The sequence below is a fragment of the Marinobacter salicampi genome (genome assembly GCF_011074795.1).
Lineage (GTDB): Bacteria > Pseudomonadota > Gammaproteobacteria > Pseudomonadales > Oleiphilaceae > Marinobacter > Marinobacter salicampi.
In genome coordinates this window covers 99,571-116,131 of sequence record NZ_JAAMPF010000014.1, presented here as the reverse complement: position 1 = coordinate 116,131, position 16,561 = coordinate 99,571, and the positions used below count along the sequence as shown (strand labels likewise).

The window sequence follows — 16,561 nt, the reverse complement described above, 5'->3', positions numbered from 1 at the left end:
AGCTACCGGAGACCTCTGTCCCTACAAAATTATTGTTAAATTCGGTGTCCGGCGAACTCTACAACCGGCGGATAAAGTCTTCCGGCGCAAAGCGGTACTGACGGTTGTACACGCCATTTTCAGCGCGACGTCCCAGGGCAAGGACCATAATGACAATTCCGTCCCTGGGTACTCCGAGGATCTTTCTCACCCGATGGTCATCGAAACCTTCCATGGGGCAGCTGTCAAAGCCGTGGGCCCGGGCCGCCAACATGAGATTCTCGGCGGCGAGCGCCGTGGATTTGGCAGCCCATACTTTCATTTCACAGGGCGAATAGGGCCCCCGGGGTACCGGCCTGCGAAGCCCAACCGCCAAACCGGCGGCCTTTTTCGCCAGCCCGAACAGGCCAAGCGGCCCCTGGTTGTAATGGAGTGGGGCGATCCTGGAATAATATTTTTCAACGATGCCCGGGCGTTTTTCCTCAGGCCATTCGTCAAGGTTACGCTGACTGTTGGCCCGCCAGGTGTTGGTCCGCGCGACTATGCCGATGAGGACCGGCGCGGTTCTGGCGGCGTTCTGACCCAGGCAGGCCTCGGCCAGTCTCTGCTTTATGGCGGGCGTCGACACCACGTAGAATTCCCAGGGCTGGAGGTTGCTGGAATTGGGTGCCAGCATGGCCAGTTCCAGGCAGTCGTCAAGGATACGCCCGGGCACCTCCTCGTCGGTAAATCGCCTGATAGAACGGCGGCTTCGCACCACCTTCCGAAATTCCTCCACGTCAATGGGTGGTAGCGCCGGCCGCGGGTCGTCCAGGGCTCGGTCCCTGGCAGTGCTGGATTCATTTTTTAGCATGTCATCGCTCGGTGACAGGTGAACAGGGCAGGACCCGGGCCAGGGTTAGCTGACGTAGGACCCGATGTCCGGCAGTTTGCCCTTTGTCCTGACTGGATGCCAGTCCCTCCCCGGCCTCAGTTTTGCCAGGACCGAACCAGATCATCATAGGCAATGGTAGCACCCTGGGGCTTCTCATTGGCCAGTACTGGCTTGGGGGCTCCAGGCTGGGCCAGCCACCAACTTTCCCCTTTCAGCTCCGGGCGGGGCGTTTCATAAGCGGACCAGTTGATCGGCACGCCGAGCTCATAGCCATAACGGTCGCGAAACTGCTGTTTCGGCGCGATCAAGAGTCGGCAGGGTAACCTCGGCGCCGTCGCCGGCCATGAAGTCGCTGAGAGGTAGAACCCAGCCGCTACGGGAATGGGTTCCAATGAGGTCCGAATCGTTGACGAAGGTGTCGTAACGACCTTTGGCGCTCGGAATCCGATCATGGCCGCAATCCTGTTGTTTTTGTTGTCTGTGATATGTTCGGTAAAGAACATCTAACAAGAACAAAAAAATGTTCGTCAACGCTGGCGTCCCTTCGACCAGAGCTAAAGTCGGCCATCCGATATAAGACGAGAAACCGGCTAAAACCAGGGCAGTGAGGAAAGTCATCAGACTATGTGACTGATAACTAGGCGCGCTTTGTCACTTTTTATCCTAAGATTCTGGCGCAGGAAGTTTCGCTAGTGCGTTTTGTTCAAATTTATATTTTCTAGATAGAAAATGACTTAGTCCATCACTTAATAAACGGAAATATATGAAATATAACAATAAATATTATTGTAAGAGGCTTAACTTCATGTTGGTATATTCTTTTTTGTAAAAATGTTCGTTAAAACACCAAAAACAATGTTCGTTAACTTTCTATTTTTCGATTATGCGGTTAGATTTAAGGGGTCCTGACAGAAAAGGCGAGCTGAACATGGGCTCCCCGGCTCAGGATAAAAGCGTGGCCTCATGTACCTCTTATTTTTAAGCCCCTGATTTAATGAGGGAATTATGACATTAGAGCGAAGATGACCTGCTACGTTGCAAACCGCGCAAACAAAAATAGGAAGTTATCATGATCGAAAACAATAAACCTTCAAACAGTGAAAAGCCGCCCTTACGTACTCCTCGGCTTTCGGCGTTGGCAATCGGCGTGGCCTTATCGGCAGGTATTGCATCAGCGCCTGTAACTGCTGTGACTCTCTATGACAGCGACGACGGTTACAAAGCGACCATGAACGGCTCGATCCCGGTGTTCGTATCTCATATCAGCGGCAAGGATGATGGCGAGGATGGCACCCGGATCACCTCAAGCTTCAACCCGGCTAATGTGACCTTTGGTTTTCTCGCCCCCGAAGTGAATGGACTCACTGTTACCGGGACTCTGCAGATTAACTCGCACCTGGGATCTCCAAGTCTCTCCCAGAACGACAATGCCGCGTTCGAAAGTCGGGTTGCAGAGATCGGTGTTGCTGGTGGCTTTGGTCATCTGGCGGTTGGTAAAGGGTTCGGGGTTTTCAACAGCAATGCCATAGGCGATGTGGGCAGTGCCAAAGGCATTGGCCGGGTTTTCTCCGGCGCAGACTTTGGTAACGCCACCGGCGGCCGCATCGGTGCTGGGTATGTTTACGCCAACTTTAACCCCCATGTTGTTTATACCACCCCGGACATGGGCGGTTTGTCTGCGAAAGTCGCCATCATTAATCCGGAAGAGCCCGAGGACAATACGAACATTGAAACGATCCTGCCACGGTTTGAAGGCCAGGTTACCTATGCCATGGACCTTGATGGCGGTATGTTCAAGATCTGGACCGGTTTCCTGCAGCAGGAGCTGGAAGTGATCTCCAATGGTTTTGAATATGATCTTCAGGGCTATGATGTTGGCTTCCACCTAGGCTTGGGTGCGTTCGGTTTCACGGCCAACTATACGGATACCACCGGTATTGGTGCCGATGGCCTGTACGGCGATGCCCTGAACGATGCTGATGTGGACGCCACCCAGTGGTACGTGGAGCCAACATTTACCTTTGGAAAAACAACCCTGGGCGTAAGCTATGGTGAAGGCGACCAGGACTCCCGTGACGCCATTGCCGGAATCGGCGGTCCAGTCGCCGCCAATACCAACGAGCTGACGATGCTGTTCGCAAGGTATCAACTGACGCCAAATCTGACGCTGATGGGCGAACTGTCGCAGTTTGAATCTGACTCAAGCGAACCCGATTACGATCTGGTTGGCCTGGGGATGCAGCTGGACTTCTAGGTTCCAGTCGCAAGGAAGGGAATCCGGTCACGATGCCCAACCTTATAGAAAGGACGCTGAGTTAACCCGAAGCGTCCTTTTTTCTTTGCCGGCACACATAAAAAAGACCGCGTCGGCGGCCGTGAAAACCTGAAGGGGACTCAGGTACTGCTGGAGGGCAGAGGCAAGGCTGTGGCCATGAGTGTCATGCTGCTGCGCGTATTTTATCCATATAGTTCTGCAGACCGGCGAGATCGTCGTCTTTCAACCTCAGGCCGAGCTTGGTACGGCGCCAGACCACGTCTTCGGCCTCCTGTGCCCACTCGTGCTTCATCAGGTAACTGACTTCGCTGGCGTAGAGGTTAGCGCCGAAATGGTGTCCCATGTCCTTCATTGATTGGCAATCCTTCAGCAGAGTCCGGGTCCGGGTGCCGTAGGTCCTTACATAACGTCGGGCAAGACTCTCAGGCAGCCAGGGATACTCAACCTTGAACTCAGCCAGAAGGGTGGGCTGGTCTGTGAAATCCCCGCCGGGCAGGGCGGCGTGCTTGGTCCACCCAGGGCCGGCGTTCGGAAAGAAATCACAGATACGATCCGTCGCGGCCTCTGCAAGTTTGCGGTAGGTCGTGATCTTGCCACCAAAGACCGAGATCAGGGGCGCCTCCTTTTTCCCTCCGTCGACTTCAAAGGTGTAATCTCTAGAGGCTTTCTGGGCATCTCCGAACTCGTCGTCCATAAGGGGCCGGACCCCTGAGTAGGACCAGACCACGTCATCGGGTGTCAGCTTGTGTTTGAAATGGTCATTAACGATGCCTACCAGATACTCGGTCTCTTCCGGTGATATAACCGCTTTTTTCGGATCCCCTTCATAGTCCACATCTGTGGTTCCGATGAGGGAAAAATCGTCTTCATAGGGAATCACGAAGATGATGCGATTGTCGGCATTCTGGAGAATATAGGCTTCTGGCTCGTCGTGAATTTTAGGCACCACAATGTGGCTGCCCTTCACCATCCTGATCTGTTTCGGGGCCGTGATGGTCATGGTGTCACTGAACAGCCTGCTGACCCAGGGGCCGCTGGCATTGATCAGAGCGCGGCACTGGTAGGTTTTCTTCTCCCCGGTCTGGGTGTCAGCGAGCGTTACATGCCACAATTTGTCCGTCCGTTCCGCCTTGACGCATTTAGTGCGGGTCTTGATTTGGGCACCCTTCTCTTCGGCAGCCTTGGCAGTCAGGACCACAAGGCGCGCATCGTCAACCCAGCCGTCGGAGTATTCGAAACCCTTGGTGATGTCGCTGACCATCGGCCCGTCCGGGGCAAACCTGATGCTCTTGGAGCCTTTCAGTAGTTCGCGCTTGGCAAGATGGTCATAAAGAAACAGACCGGTCCGGATCATCCAGGCCGGCCTCAGGTGGGATTGGTGGGGTAGCCGAAACCGCATCGGCCACATGATATGGGGAGCGTTACGAAGAAGCGACTCACGCTCTGCTAGGGCCTGGCGAACAAGTTTGAATTCATAATGTTCAAGATAACGAAGCCCTCCGTGTATCAGCTTGCTGCTGTTCGAGGAGGTGGCGGATGCAAGATCATTCATTTCGCAAAGAATGGTTTTCAACCCGCGACCGGCTGCATCCATAGCAATACCGGTTCCGTTGACCCCTCCACCCACCACAATGAGGTCATAAATATTATTATCAGCGGTCATGCTTGCCGTCTCCAGACAGAAAGGGCGCGATTCACCATGGCTCATGCGCAGTTGTTCAATTGTTCGAGCCATGCAGCTTTGTTCATTATGCGAAAAAGTTTTTAATTCGTAAAGGAAAAAAGATGGTCAAAAACGAACATTTGTGAATAAATTACGATAGAGTAGACATTCTGTCTGGACCGGGCCTCTGCCTCAAAGGTGGGTCTGTTCGAAAACAACGACGGGAGCAAGAGTGGTGCCCATCGGCCGGCTCATACCGAGGCAGGGCGAGGCCTTCAGGCCCGGAGGGAACGTATTGCGGAGTCTGGGCTTCCGAAGGCTAGGATTCGGTCTCAGACAACGTGGAGGTCGACTTCGTTTTCCCTCAGCATCTGCCGGATTTCTGCCGGGGGTTGCTGGTCGGTAAAGAAGTGGTGAGCCTGGGTTATGTCGCCAAGCCGGACCATGGCGTTGCGGCCGAACTTGGAATGGTCAGCCGCCAGCAGGACTTTCTGCGAGTTGGCAATGATCGTTTGTGCAACGCGGACTTCACGATAATCGAAATCGAGTAGGGAGCCGTCACTGTGGATACCGCTGATGCCGATAATGCCAAAGTCCATCTTGAACTGGTTAATAAAGTCCCGGGTGGCCTCGCCGACGATACCGCCATCCCGATTGCGGACTTCGCCACCGGCTATAATGATATTGAAGTCTTCCCGGGCCGCCAGAATGGAAGCCACGTGCAGATTATTCGTCACGACGCGAAGGTTGTTATGGTTGAGGAGTGCGCGGGCGATGGTTTCGGTGGTCGTGCCAATATTGATGAACAGTGACGCGTTGTCCGGAATGATCTTGACCAGGGTTTCAGCAATCTTTTCCTTGGCTTCCAGTTCGAGAATCTTGCGAGTCTGGTAGGAGGTATTTACGGTGCTTGAATCGATCCCTGCTCCGCCATGGTGACGCCGGACGCGGCTTTGTTTGGCCAGCTGGTTAAGGTCGCGGCGGATGGTCTGGGGCGTAACCTGGAAGTGATCCACAAGCTGCTCCGTGGTCACAAACCCGTTCTTCTGGATAAGCTCCATGATCAGATCCTGACGGTGTCTTTGTGCCATGCCTGTACTCCTGTGATCACAGCCTGGAAGGCCGTTGAAAACGGTCTTAACAAACGGATTATCCGCAAAAAACAGTCTATTGCGAGAGTCATGAGATAATTTAACGGTTTTGAAGTCAAGGACAAGACGTGCGGCGGTGTTTTAAATCGCAAAAATTACTCAAACCGAAATTAGTTCTTGGCTTAAACGATAAAAATAGTAAAAATACGAAAAAATAAGAACAGCAACAGTCAGGAGTGAACCAATGACTCGATATCTATTGGCCATCGACCAGGGCACAACCAGCTCCCGGGCCATCGTTTTCACTGATACCGGCGCGATTCACGCGGTCAGCCAGCAGGAGTTTATCCAGCACTACCCGGCCAGCGGATGGGTAGAGCACGACCCCGAAGCTATCTGGACCTCGGTGGTGGACAGCTGTCGCAAGGTCCTTGAAAAAGGCAATCTCTGCGCCAGTGATATTGTCGCGGCCGGTATCACTAACCAGCGCGAAACTACCATCCTTTGGGATCGCAAAACTGGCGAACCTGTCTACAACGCTATTGTCTGGCAGGACCGGCGTACTTCCGACTATTGTCAATCCGTCAAGGATGATGGCCAGGAAGAAATGATCAACAGTAAAACCGGGCTCCTGGTAGACCCCTATTTCTCGGCCACCAAGATCCGCTGGATACTGGACAATGTCCCCGGCACCCGTGAGCGCGCCCAGAAGGGCGAACTGGCCTTTGGCACCGTCGATACGTTTCTTTTATGGCGGATGACCGGCGGCAAATCTCATCTTACAGACGCGACCAATGCCTCACGCACATTGCTGTTCAATATCCATACCCAGCAATGGGATGAACAGCTGCTTGCCCTGTTTGATATTCCCGCCGCCCTGCTGCCCGAGGTCAGGGACTCATCCGACGATTTCGGCAATATCCGGGCAGAACTGTTGGGATCTGAGGTGCCGGTCTACGGCGTCGCCGGAGACCAGCAGGCGGCAATGTTCGGCCAGACCTGCTTCCATGAGGGCATGGCCAAAAGCACCTATGGCACCGGTTGTTTCCTGATGCTCAATACCGGCAGGGAAGCCCTGAAGTCCGAGCATCGTCTGTTGACGACCGTTGCCTATCGGCTCAACGGCGTCACCACCTATGCCCTGGAAGGCAGTATCTTTGTCGCCGGGGCGACCATCCAGTGGCTCCGGGATGGCCTCAAACTCATCAAAATGGCTGATGAGTGTGAGCCCCTTGCCGAGCAGACCTCGCTCGATCACGGGGTCTACCTGCTGCCCGCATTTACCGGCCTGGGCGCGCCCTATTGGGACCCCAAGGCAAGGGGAGCAATTTTCGGTCTGACCCGCGATACCGGTATCAAGGAAATCGTGACCGCAGGGCTGCAGTCCGTGTGTTACCAGACCAAGGACCTGCAAAAGGCAATGGAGAAGGATGGGTTGCGGCCGATCGCCTTGCGTGTGGACGGCGGTATGGTGACCAATAACTGGGTACTACAGTTTCTGGCTGACATACTCGGCGCGACCGTTGACCGGCCCGAGACTATTGAAACCACAGCGCTTGGCGTCGCTTATCTGGCCGGGCTCAAGGCTGGCATGTTCGCTTCCCTGCAAAGCCTCGAGGATATGTGGCTCTGCGACCGCCGGTTCACCCCAACCATGAGCAAGGAGCGGCGTGACGGTTTTTATGAGGGATGGGTTGAGGCAGTTACCAGACTCCAGAGTACCTGATGCAGGATCCAATGCGATAGGAGAGCCCATCGTCTACTGGCGTATACCCAGCTCTCTGAGACGCTTGTAGACTGTATTCCGACTGCAGCCAAGGTGGCGGGCAATCTTTGAAACGTTGCCCTGGTAATGGTTAAACACGGCAAGCAGAGGGCTTGAATGCTCAACCTTGACCTGAATGTCTGCCCTGTTCGTGCCTCCCGCCGGCGAGGGTCGGGCAGCAGCCTGAACATCGTCAACGAATTCATCCGGCAGATGCCAGGTCTCCAGGGGACCTGAGTCTGCCATGGCAAGGGCTACCTGCAACACGTTGATCAACTGGCGAATGTTACCAGGCCAGGGATGTTGCTCGAAGAGCTCAAGCAGGGCCTCAGACAGCTCCGGGTATTGCGAGCTGTCCCGGTACCTTGCATGCACCTGCCTGAACAGTTCACGCTTGTCCGCCCGTGCTCGCAAGGGCGGAAGCTCAATGCTGAGGCCGCTGAGGCGGTAATAGAGATCAGCCCGGAAATGACCGTTCTGCAACTGGGCCCGCAGGTGCTGGTTGGTGGCTGAGATAAGCCGGATATCCACCGGAAAGTTCTCCGTCGAACCCAGGGGCGTGACCTCCCGCTCCTGCAGCACCCTCAGAAGCCGTGCCTGGGCGCTCAGGGGCATTTCCCCAATCTCATCAAGAAACAGAACACCGCCGTGGGCCTTGCGGATCATACCGACAGCGCCACGTGTGTTCGCTCCGGTGAAGGCGCCTTTTTCATAACCAAACAACTCGGATTCAACCAGTTCGGACGGGATCGCGGCACAGTTTACCGCCACCATGGGGCCATTGTTGCGGACACTGGCCTGGTGGAGGGCTTTGACAAAAACCTCCTTGCCAACCCCCGTCTCGCCCCGGATGAGGATGGGGATGTCCCTGTCCATGACCCGTCTGGCCTGCTGGATGCTCCGTTGCAGTCGTGGGTCCCCGAATTCGATGTCTTCAAAGGTCAGGGTGTCAGGCGCTGTCTGCTGGACCCGGCCGCTGGCAGGAACCGTTGTCGCCGGGCGAACCGGTCGCCGTATCTGGCCGTGGAAAGTCCTTTGCCCGGCGGTATGGAGCTGCAGCGTGACCAGGTCGGTCGAGGGCACCAGATCCCGTCGGGAAAGCTCAAATACCTCGGTGAGCAGCCGCTGCTCCAGAGACATACCCAGCAACAACACCGCCCGCTGATTGGCGGCGACTATCCGACCCGTCTCATCAAAGGCCACCAGGCCCGACCATTGGCTGTCGAGGTTATCGGCATTGGTATTGAAGGTCAGCATGAAACAGGTGCTGAAATTGTGGATCAGCAGCCGATTCTCCACCGACTGTGACATCAGGCGGACCATGCCCAGGGTATGGGCCTGGGGCAGGTAAGCGTCGCTGGACACATTCAGCACAGCCACCAGGTTCTGCTGTTCATCAAGGATGGGGGCTGCCGAGCCGATCATGAAGCGGTTGGTTTTCAGGTAGTGCTCGTTACGCTGGACCTGGACCGCATGGCCGCATGCGATGGCTGTTCCAATCGCGTTGGTTCCGCTGACCTGCTCTTGCCAATTCGCACCTTCCCGAAACAGCGGCTTGCGCGGCGATTCAATGAAACGTCTGTCGCCCCAGTTGCTGAGAATGGCGCCTTTGTCATCCGCCAGAACAATCATGCAGCGACTGTTGGCAAGAATGTTTTCATAGTAGGGGAGGACCTCCCGTTCTGTGGTTTCCAACAGAAGGCTGTGACTGTGACGAAGTTGTTCCCGTTGCTGCCGGCTCAGCTGGGGATGCTCTGGTCTGCTTTCGTGGCTGAGACCGAACCTACGGCAGCGGTCCCAGGAGGCCGCAATTACACTTCCGAACTCACTGCTCTTGTTTAGACCGGTCACGCGGCTCATCCTATTTTCGTTTTTAGTGTTGTTGGCGGGCGATGGCGTTCTGTATGTCAGGAACTGTTCAGTATTGTGTTCAGACTGTGTGAAAGTCAATGTTCAGAATGATCATTGTATTTCGGTTGCGAACAATTAACGCGGCATCGCCAATCCAGAGATGACCAAAAACTGAATTTCATACAGAGACATAGGGAGTAATGCGTAGGTTTGGTTGAAAACTGGTATGTTCATTGCGTTGTAACATTCGCAAGCGAACTTTCCGTGACTGTCAGGCTGGAGCTTTTCACCGTCTGCAACCACGACGTCCAGAATAAAAACAAGGACTCTACGTATGTCGTTAACACTGGAAAACGTCTCCCGTGTCGTGGATGGCGTTCCCTTTATCGCTGATGCGAACATCACTTTTGAAGCCGGCTCTTTCAATGTATTGCTTGGCCGTACACTCGCCGGCAAGACCTCGCTGATGCGAGTAATGGCCGGGTTGGACAAACCGGATACCGGGCGTGTGCTGGTGGATGGAAGGGATGTGACCGGTGAATCGGTTCAGCGCCGCAATATTTCCATGATCTACCAGCAATTCATCAATTACCCCAATCTGACAGTCAGGGAGAACATCGCTTCCCCCTTGCGGCTGGCCAAGATGCGCGATTCCGAGATTGAGCGGCGGGTAAAGGAAACTGCTGCCATGCTTCAGATCGAGCCGCTGCTTGGTCGCTACCCGCTGGAATTGTCCGGTGGTCAGCAGCAACGGACGGCCATGGCGCGTGCCCTGGTCAAGGATGCCACCCTGGTGCTGTTCGATGAGCCGTTGGTGAATCTTGACTACAAGTTGAGGGAAGAGCTACGGACAGAGCTACGGGAACTGTTCAAGGAGCGTAACTGTATCGCAGTGTATGCCTCCACTGAAGCCAACGAGGCACTGGCTCTGGGTGGTGTAACAACCCTGTTGCACCAGGGTCGGATCATTCAATCCGGTCCGGTCACCCGGGTCTACCGGCAACCAGTAGATGTGACAGCAGCCGAGTTATTCAGCGAACCGCCAATCAACCTGATGAATGGCCGGGTCACGGACACCGAAGTCACCTTTGATGAATACGCTCATCATCCCCTGACCAACAACCTCAGGCAGTTGCCGGCCGGTCCCTACCAGTTCGGCATCCGTCCCAGTCACGTCAGCCTTGTGCCCCAGAACGAAGACGACCTGGAACTGCCCATGACCGTGGACCTGGGTGAGATCAGTGGTTCTGAAACCTTCATGCATGTTAGCAACGATCATTTCCAGATGGTTTTGCAGCTGATGGGGGTGCACGAATACAAGCCTGATACGCCTATCAAGGTTTACCTCCCGATCGGGAAACTGTTTGTGTTTGAGCCAGGCGGCGCGCTTGTCCAGGCCCCGGTACATACGTCCAAGGAGTAAGTAGTCATGGCCGAAATACAATTAAAATCATTGGCCCACAGTTACAGCAAGAACCCCGCGGGACCGGAAGACTACGCCATTCGGCAAATGAGTCACGTCTGGCACAAGGGCGGTGCCTATGCCTTGCTGGGCCCTTCCGGCTGCGGCAAGAGCACGATGCTGAACATCATCTCGGGCCTGCTGGCGCCCTCGGAAGGGGATGTACTGTTTGACAACGTGCGAGTTAACGAGCTGTCACCCAAGGACCGCAATATTGCCCAGGTGTTCCAGTTCCCGGTTATCTACGATTCCATGACCGTCTATGACAACCTGGCGTTTCCCTTGCGCAATGCCGGTCAGCCCAAGGCCAAGATCAAGGTCAAGGTGGAGGAAATCGCGGCCATCCTGGAGCTTGAGCCGGTGCTTCACAAAAAAGCCAAAGGTCTTACTGCGGATGAGAAGCAGAAGGTATCCATGGGCAGGGGACTGGTCCGGGATGATGTATCCGCCATTCTGTTCGACGAGCCGCTGACCGTCATCGATCCCCAGCTCAAGTGGAAGCTCAGGCGTAAGCTCAAGCAGATCCATGAACAGTTCAATATCACCATGGTCTACGTCACCCACGATCAGCTCGAAGCCTCAACCTTTGCTGACAAGATCGCGGTCATGTATGGCGGCCAGATCGTGCAGTTCGGTACGCCCCGGGAGCTGTTCGAGTCTCCCAACCACACCTTTGTGGGTTACTTCATCGGCAGCCCCGGCATGAACCTGGTCGAGGTGAGCCGGGAAGACGGCGGTGTACGTTTCGACGATACCTTCGTGCCGCTCAGCGAGACTCTGTGTGACCACATAGAACGGGTGGGTTCCAGCAATCTCAAACTGGGCATCCGGCCGGAATTCATTCAGGTCACCGACCATGCCTCCGACGATACCCATGAGTGTGCCGTGCGGGATGTGGAAGATCTGGGCACCTACAAGATAGTCACTCTGATGCTCGGGGACCGGGTGATCAAAGCCCGCGTCAGTGAGGACCAGGACACCGAGGCTGCGACGCTTCACGTGGCCTTTCCCCGGCAGTGGCTGAAGCTGTATATCGACGAATACCTGGTAGAGGAGCAGGCGGAATGAACAAGATAGCTGACAACAGAGCGTGGTGGCTGGTGCTTCCCGTTTTCATCCTGGTGGCATTTTCCGCCCTGATTCCCCTGATGACCGTAGTGAACTACTCGGTGCAGGACATCTTCGGGCCGGGCAGTGCCTATTTCGTGGGAACCGAGTGGTTTGAAGAAGTCCTTGGCAGTGATCGGCTGCAGGATTCGCTGGGTCGCCAGTTCCTGTTCTCTGGTGCGGTTCTGGCCATCCAGATTCCTCTTGGCATCGGCATTGCGTTGATGATGCCCACTACCGGTAAGCGGGCATCCCTGTGCCTGATTCTGCTGGCTATTCCGTTGTTGATTCCGTGGAACGTGGTGGGCACCATCTGGCAGATTTTCGGCCGTGGCGATATCGGCTTGTTCGGCTGGGGCCTCAACCAGCTGGGGATGGATTACAACTATACATCGAGCACCGTGGATGCGTGGCTGACGGTTCTGCTGATGGACGTCTGGCACTGGACGCCTCTGGTGGCACTGCTTTGCTATTCCGGTTTACGGGCCATACCGGAAGCCTTCTATCAGGCTGCCGAAATTGACCGGGCGTCAAACTGGGCCATATTCCGGTACATTCAGCTGCCCCGGCTCAAAAGTGTGCTGGTGATCGCTGTGCTGCTGCGATTCATGGACAGCTTCATGATCTATACCGAGCCGTTCGTGCTCACCGGAGGTGGCCCGGGGAGTTCAACCACCTTCCTCAGCCAGACTTTGACCACCATGGCCATAGGCCAGTTTGATATCGGGCGTGCGGCTGCATTCTCGCTGATTTACTTCCTGATCGTATTGTTGGTGTCATGGCTGTTTTTCACCGCAATCACCCACCTCGACAGACAGAAGTGAGGGCTTTGTGATGAAAATGAACAAACGCAAAGGTTTTGGAATCACCTTCTACATCGTGTTGCTGATGCTGCCCATTTACTGGCTGCTCAACATGTCCTTCAAGACCAACCAGGAAATCCTGGGCACCCTGACATTCTGGCCCCAGACCTTCACGCTGGACAACTATATTACGATCTTTACCGACCCGAGCTGGTACTCCGGGTACATCAACTCGATGATCTATGTCTCCATCAACGTCGTGATCACCTTGCTGGTCGCCCTACCGGCTGCCTACGCCTTCAGTCGGTACAAGTTTGTGGGAGACAAGCACCTGTTCTTCTGGTTGCTGAGTAACCGGATGGCGCCGCCGGCGGTGTTTTTGCTGCCATTCTTCCAGCTCTATTCCTCCATCGGGCTGTTCGACACTCACGTAGCCGTTGCCCTGGCCCATTGTCTGTTCAACGTGCCGCTGGCGGTATGGATACTGGAGGGCTTTATCTCCGGCGTTCCGAAAGAGTATGACGAGATGGCTTATATAGATGGGTACAGCTTTCCCAAGTTCTTCGTGAAGATCTTTATTCCGATGATTCGCTCGGGCATAGGGGTCGCGGCCTTTTTTGCCTTCATGTTCTCATGGGTGGAGCTGTTGCTGGCCCGTACGCTGACATCGGTGGACGCCCAGCCCATTGGGGCCATTATGACGCGGACCATGGGGGCCAGTGGCATAGATTGGGGCGTCCTGGCTGCTGCCGGGGTATTGACCATTCTGCCTGGCCTGCTGGTGGTCTGGTTCGTACGTAACCACATAGCCACGGGCTTCGCCCTCGGCCGGGTATAAGGAGAGAACCATGCTTGCCTGGATGAACTGGACCTTACCGGTCGCTATTTTCTTTGCCGTAATAGCAGCAATCCTGCTCGTGATGACCGTTTACGAAGTGGTTTCTCCCTGTTCGGAGCGAAAGGGCTTTCTGCCCATAGCCACGACCAGGGGTGACCGGCTCTTTATCGGGTTGCTGACCAGCGCCTATATCCACTTGGCATGGCTGGGGCTGACTGAACTGAGCCTCTATATTGCCCTGGCCGTATCAGTCATCTGGCTCGCCGTTCTGCTGCGGTGGGGGTAGCAAGGAAGAGGTGGTATTAGAACGGAAAAAAGCAGAAATAAAAGAGTTTTAGTGTTGATTTGGGTTCGAATACGAACTAATGTTTGTTTTATGGTCGAAATCGAGCAATCGTTGTTTTCGATCAGCCGTTTGACTGGTGACCGAAGTCGAATGGGGCGGATGGAATACCCAGGCTCAATGCAGCGTGGTCGTCATCCCAGATTCTAACAATACAAATGAGGTTGGATATGTTTAAAAACAATAAGTATCCGAAAGCGCTGCTGTTAAGCACAGCGGTAGGCGCTGCCGGTCTTGGCATGAGCCTTCAAGCTTATGCGGACCAATACTCCGACGCTGCCGAAAAATGGGTCTCAGAAGAGTTCGCCACATCAACACTCAGTAAGGAAGAGCAGTTGAAGGAGATGGCGTGGTTCACCGAGGCGGCAAAGCAGTTTCGCGGTATGGAGATCAATGTGGTTTCCGAAACCATCGCCACCCATGAGTACGAGTCAAACGTGCTGGCCAAAGCCTTCGCTGAAATTACCGGCATCGAGGTTACCCATAACCTGATCCAGGAAGGCGATGTGATCGAAAAGCTGCAGACCCAGATGCAGTCGGGCCGGAACATATTTGACGGTTATATCAACGATTCTGACCTGATCGGTACCCATTACCGGTATGGCCAGGTTGTGCCCATCTCAGACATGATGGAAGGCGATGGCAAGGACGTTACCCTGCCGACCCTCGATCTGGACGATTTTATCGGCCTTGATTTCACCACTGCGCCTGATGGCAAGATTTACCAACTGCCCACCCAGCAGTTCGCCAACCTCTACTGGTTCCGGGCTGACTGGTTCGAACGTGAAGACCTCAAGGAGCAGTTCAAAGAGCGCTATGGCTATGAGCTGGGTGTTCCTGTCAACTGGTCTGCCTATGAAGACATTGCCGAGTTCTTTTCCGTACACGTGAAGGAAATTGATGGCAAGCGTGTCTATGGCCATATGGACTATGGCAAGAAAGATCCCTCCCTGGGCTGGCGTTTCACCGATGCCTGGTTCTCCATGGCAGGTGGTGGTGATAAGGGCCTGCCGAACGGCCTGCCTGTGGACGAATGGGGCATCCGTGTTGAGGAGTGTCATCCCGTCGGCTCCAGCGTGACACGCGGCGGCGCCACAAATGCGCCCCCGGCCGTCTATGCGACCGAGAAATATGTAGACTGGCTCAAGAAGTATGCTCCGCCGGAAGCTCAGGGCATGACGTTCTCCGAAGCCGGGCCTGTTCCTGCCCAGGGCGCCATTGCCCAGCAGATCTTCTGGTACACCGCCTTTACTGCGAGTATGAACAAGGAAGGCCTGCCAGTAGTGAACGAGGACGGTACGCCGAAGTGGCGCATGGCTCCCTCACCACGAGGGCCCTACTGGGAAGAGGGCATGAAGCTGGGTTATCAGGACGTTGGCGCCTGGACCTTCATGAAGTCGACCCCGAAAGAGCGTCGTCTGGCGGCTTGGCTTTACGCCCAGTTCACCGTGGCAAAGACCGTTTCCCTGAAGAAGACGCTGGTTGGCCTTACGCCTATTCGTGAGTCAGATATCAACTCCGAGGCCATGACCGAAGCCGCACCCAAGCTGGGCGGCCTAGTGGAATTCTACCGGAGCCCCGCCCGGGTCCAGTGGACGCCGACTGGCACCAACGTGCCAGACTACCCCAAACTTGCACAACTGTGGTGGCAGTACATCGCCCAGGCTGCAAGCGGCGAGCGCACGCCCCAGCAGGCGCTTGATGGCCTGGCGGAAGCTCAGGACAAGGTGATGATGCGTCTGGAGCGTGCCAACGTCCAGGACATCTGCGGACCCAAGCTCAATGAACCCCGTGAAGCCAGCTACTGGCTGGATCAGCCCGGTTCACCAAAGCCCAAGCTCGAAAACGAGAAGCCCCAGGGCCAGACGGTTGCCTACAAGGAACTGTTGAAGAGCTGGGAGCAGTCCAACTAGGACCGCGCGCGGCGCGGGCCACCGAAGGACTTAAAGGTGGCCCGCAGATTGTGCCTTACTTTTGTACTCCAGAACCTTGGCCGGCTGCCCATGCAATCCCCCCGCGGCAGAGCGACAGAACATCTGTCTCCTGTGAAGTCGATCCGGCCCTTTTTACTGGCGTTTACCGGCACCGCCGCGGTTTTGCCGTGGTCGCCGACGAAGTTCGCGAACTTGCCCGCCGTACTACCCAGAGCACGGACACTATCCGTGCTCTTAGTTCCCGCCTGCAAGAAGGCTCTAAGAAAGCCGTGGCCGAGATGGCCATGAGCCGTTCCCAGCTCAAGGGGTCCCGCGCCCTGATTGAACAGGCGTCTGTAGACATCGACAAAGCCGGCGAAGCCATGCTCGACATCCGGCATACCGCGGATCAGATCGGCGGCGCAATGTACGAACAGGAGTCCGTCGCCGCCTCGGTAACGAGGAACGTGAACGATATCAGTTCCGCCGCGCAGCAGAATTTTGGCCAGATCGAAGCGCTTGCGGCCGACGGCAAACGCCTGCAGGTATTGATGGAGCGTTTCGAGACCTTGCTGAAACAGTTCCGGGTATAGCGGG

At 55.4% G+C, this 16,561-nt stretch carries 13 protein-coding genes and 1 pseudogene; 9 read left to right on the top strand and 5 right to left on the bottom strand.

What is annotated here, in order from left to right:
• Window positions 1-58: 58 nt before the first annotated feature.
• Together G7W63_RS07485 and G7W63_RS07480 are read right to left on the bottom strand one after the other, a co-directional pair.
• The gene (locus tag G7W63_RS07485; protein ID WP_166255539.1) at window positions 59-832 is read right to left on the bottom strand and encodes a nitroreductase family protein; all 774 of its coding nucleotides are present in this window, start codon (window positions 830-832) and stop codon (window positions 59-61) included.
• Window positions 833-1,083: 251 nt separating this feature from the next.
• Window positions 1,084-1,291 (bottom strand): annotated as a pseudogene (locus G7W63_RS07480) (carbohydrate ABC transporter substrate-binding protein); the annotation flags it as partial.
• Window positions 1,292-1,922: 631 nt separating this feature from the next.
• Between G7W63_RS07480 and G7W63_RS07475 the strand changes: the two are divergent.
• Window positions 1,923-3,107 carry a porin gene (locus G7W63_RS07475; protein ID WP_166255536.1) on the top strand — a complete coding sequence of 395 codons (1,185 nt, stop codon included), beginning with the start codon at window positions 1,923-1,925 and terminating at the stop codon, window positions 3,105-3,107.
• Between the two features lie 184 nt (window positions 3,108-3,291).
• Here the strand turns inward: G7W63_RS07475 and glpD are convergent, their stop codons facing one another.
• Window positions 3,292-4,791, bottom strand: a complete 1,500-nt coding sequence (glpD, locus tag G7W63_RS07470) for a glycerol-3-phosphate dehydrogenase (protein WP_166255533.1) — start codon at window positions 4,789-4,791, stop codon at window positions 3,292-3,294.
• Window positions 4,792-5,123: 332 nt separating this feature from the next.
• Window positions 5,124-5,882 carry a DeoR/GlpR family transcriptional regulator gene (locus tag G7W63_RS07465; RefSeq protein ID WP_166255530.1) on the bottom strand — a complete coding sequence of 253 codons (759 nt, stop codon included), beginning with the start codon at window positions 5,880-5,882 and terminating at the stop codon, window positions 5,124-5,126.
• 244 nt (window positions 5,883-6,126) lie between these two features.
• On the opposite strand from G7W63_RS07465, the gene glpK reads away from it, so the two are divergent.
• The gene (gene glpK, locus G7W63_RS07460) at window positions 6,127-7,608 is read left to right on the top strand and encodes a glycerol kinase GlpK (protein ID WP_166255527.1); all 1,482 of its coding nucleotides are present in this window, start codon (window positions 6,127-6,129) and stop codon (window positions 7,606-7,608) included.
• A gap of 33 nt (window positions 7,609-7,641) precedes the next feature.
• Here glpK and G7W63_RS07455 read toward each other — a convergent pair whose 3' ends face one another.
• Entirely contained in the window at window positions 7,642-9,507 is a 1,866-nt protein-coding gene (locus tag G7W63_RS07455; protein ID WP_166255524.1) for a sigma-54-dependent Fis family transcriptional regulator, read from the bottom strand.
• Window positions 9,508-9,832: 325 nt separating this feature from the next.
• Here G7W63_RS07455 and G7W63_RS07450 point away from each other — a divergent pair, with 325 nt between their 5' ends.
• From G7W63_RS07450 to G7W63_RS19810, 7 genes are all read left to right on the top strand, one after another.
• Window positions 9,833-10,921, top strand: a complete 1,089-nt coding sequence (locus G7W63_RS07450; protein WP_166255521.1) for an ABC transporter ATP-binding protein — start codon at window positions 9,833-9,835, stop codon at window positions 10,919-10,921.
• Window positions 10,922-10,927: 6 nt separating this feature from the next.
• Window positions 10,928-12,028: an ABC transporter ATP-binding protein gene (locus tag G7W63_RS07445; RefSeq protein ID WP_166255518.1), complete on the top strand. Its 1,101-nt coding sequence runs from the start codon at window positions 10,928-10,930 to the stop codon at window positions 12,026-12,028.
• The gene (locus G7W63_RS07440) at window positions 12,025-12,891 is read left to right on the top strand and encodes a carbohydrate ABC transporter permease (RefSeq protein WP_166255515.1); all 867 of its coding nucleotides are present in this window, start codon (window positions 12,025-12,027) and stop codon (window positions 12,889-12,891) included. The genes G7W63_RS07445 and G7W63_RS07440 overlap by 4 nt, the downstream gene beginning before the upstream one ends.
• Before the next feature lie 16 nt (window positions 12,892-12,907).
• Entirely contained in the window at window positions 12,908-13,708 is an 801-nt protein-coding gene (locus G7W63_RS07435; protein WP_242634356.1) for a carbohydrate ABC transporter permease, read from the top strand.
• Window positions 13,709-13,718: 10 nt separating this feature from the next.
• Window positions 13,719-13,994 carry a DUF2160 domain-containing protein gene (locus G7W63_RS07430; RefSeq protein WP_166255510.1) on the top strand — a complete coding sequence of 92 codons (276 nt, stop codon included), beginning with the start codon at window positions 13,719-13,721 and terminating at the stop codon, window positions 13,992-13,994.
• Window positions 13,995-14,221: 227 nt separating this feature from the next.
• Window positions 14,222-15,964: an ABC transporter substrate-binding protein gene (locus G7W63_RS07425; RefSeq protein ID WP_166255507.1), complete on the top strand. Its 1,743-nt coding sequence runs from the start codon at window positions 14,222-14,224 to the stop codon at window positions 15,962-15,964.
• 188 nt (window positions 15,965-16,152) lie between these two features.
• Window positions 16,153-16,557, top strand: a complete 405-nt coding sequence (locus G7W63_RS19810) for a methyl-accepting chemotaxis protein (protein ID WP_207308918.1) — start codon at window positions 16,153-16,155, stop codon at window positions 16,555-16,557.
• The last annotated feature ends 4 nt before the right edge of the window (window positions 16,558-16,561 follow it).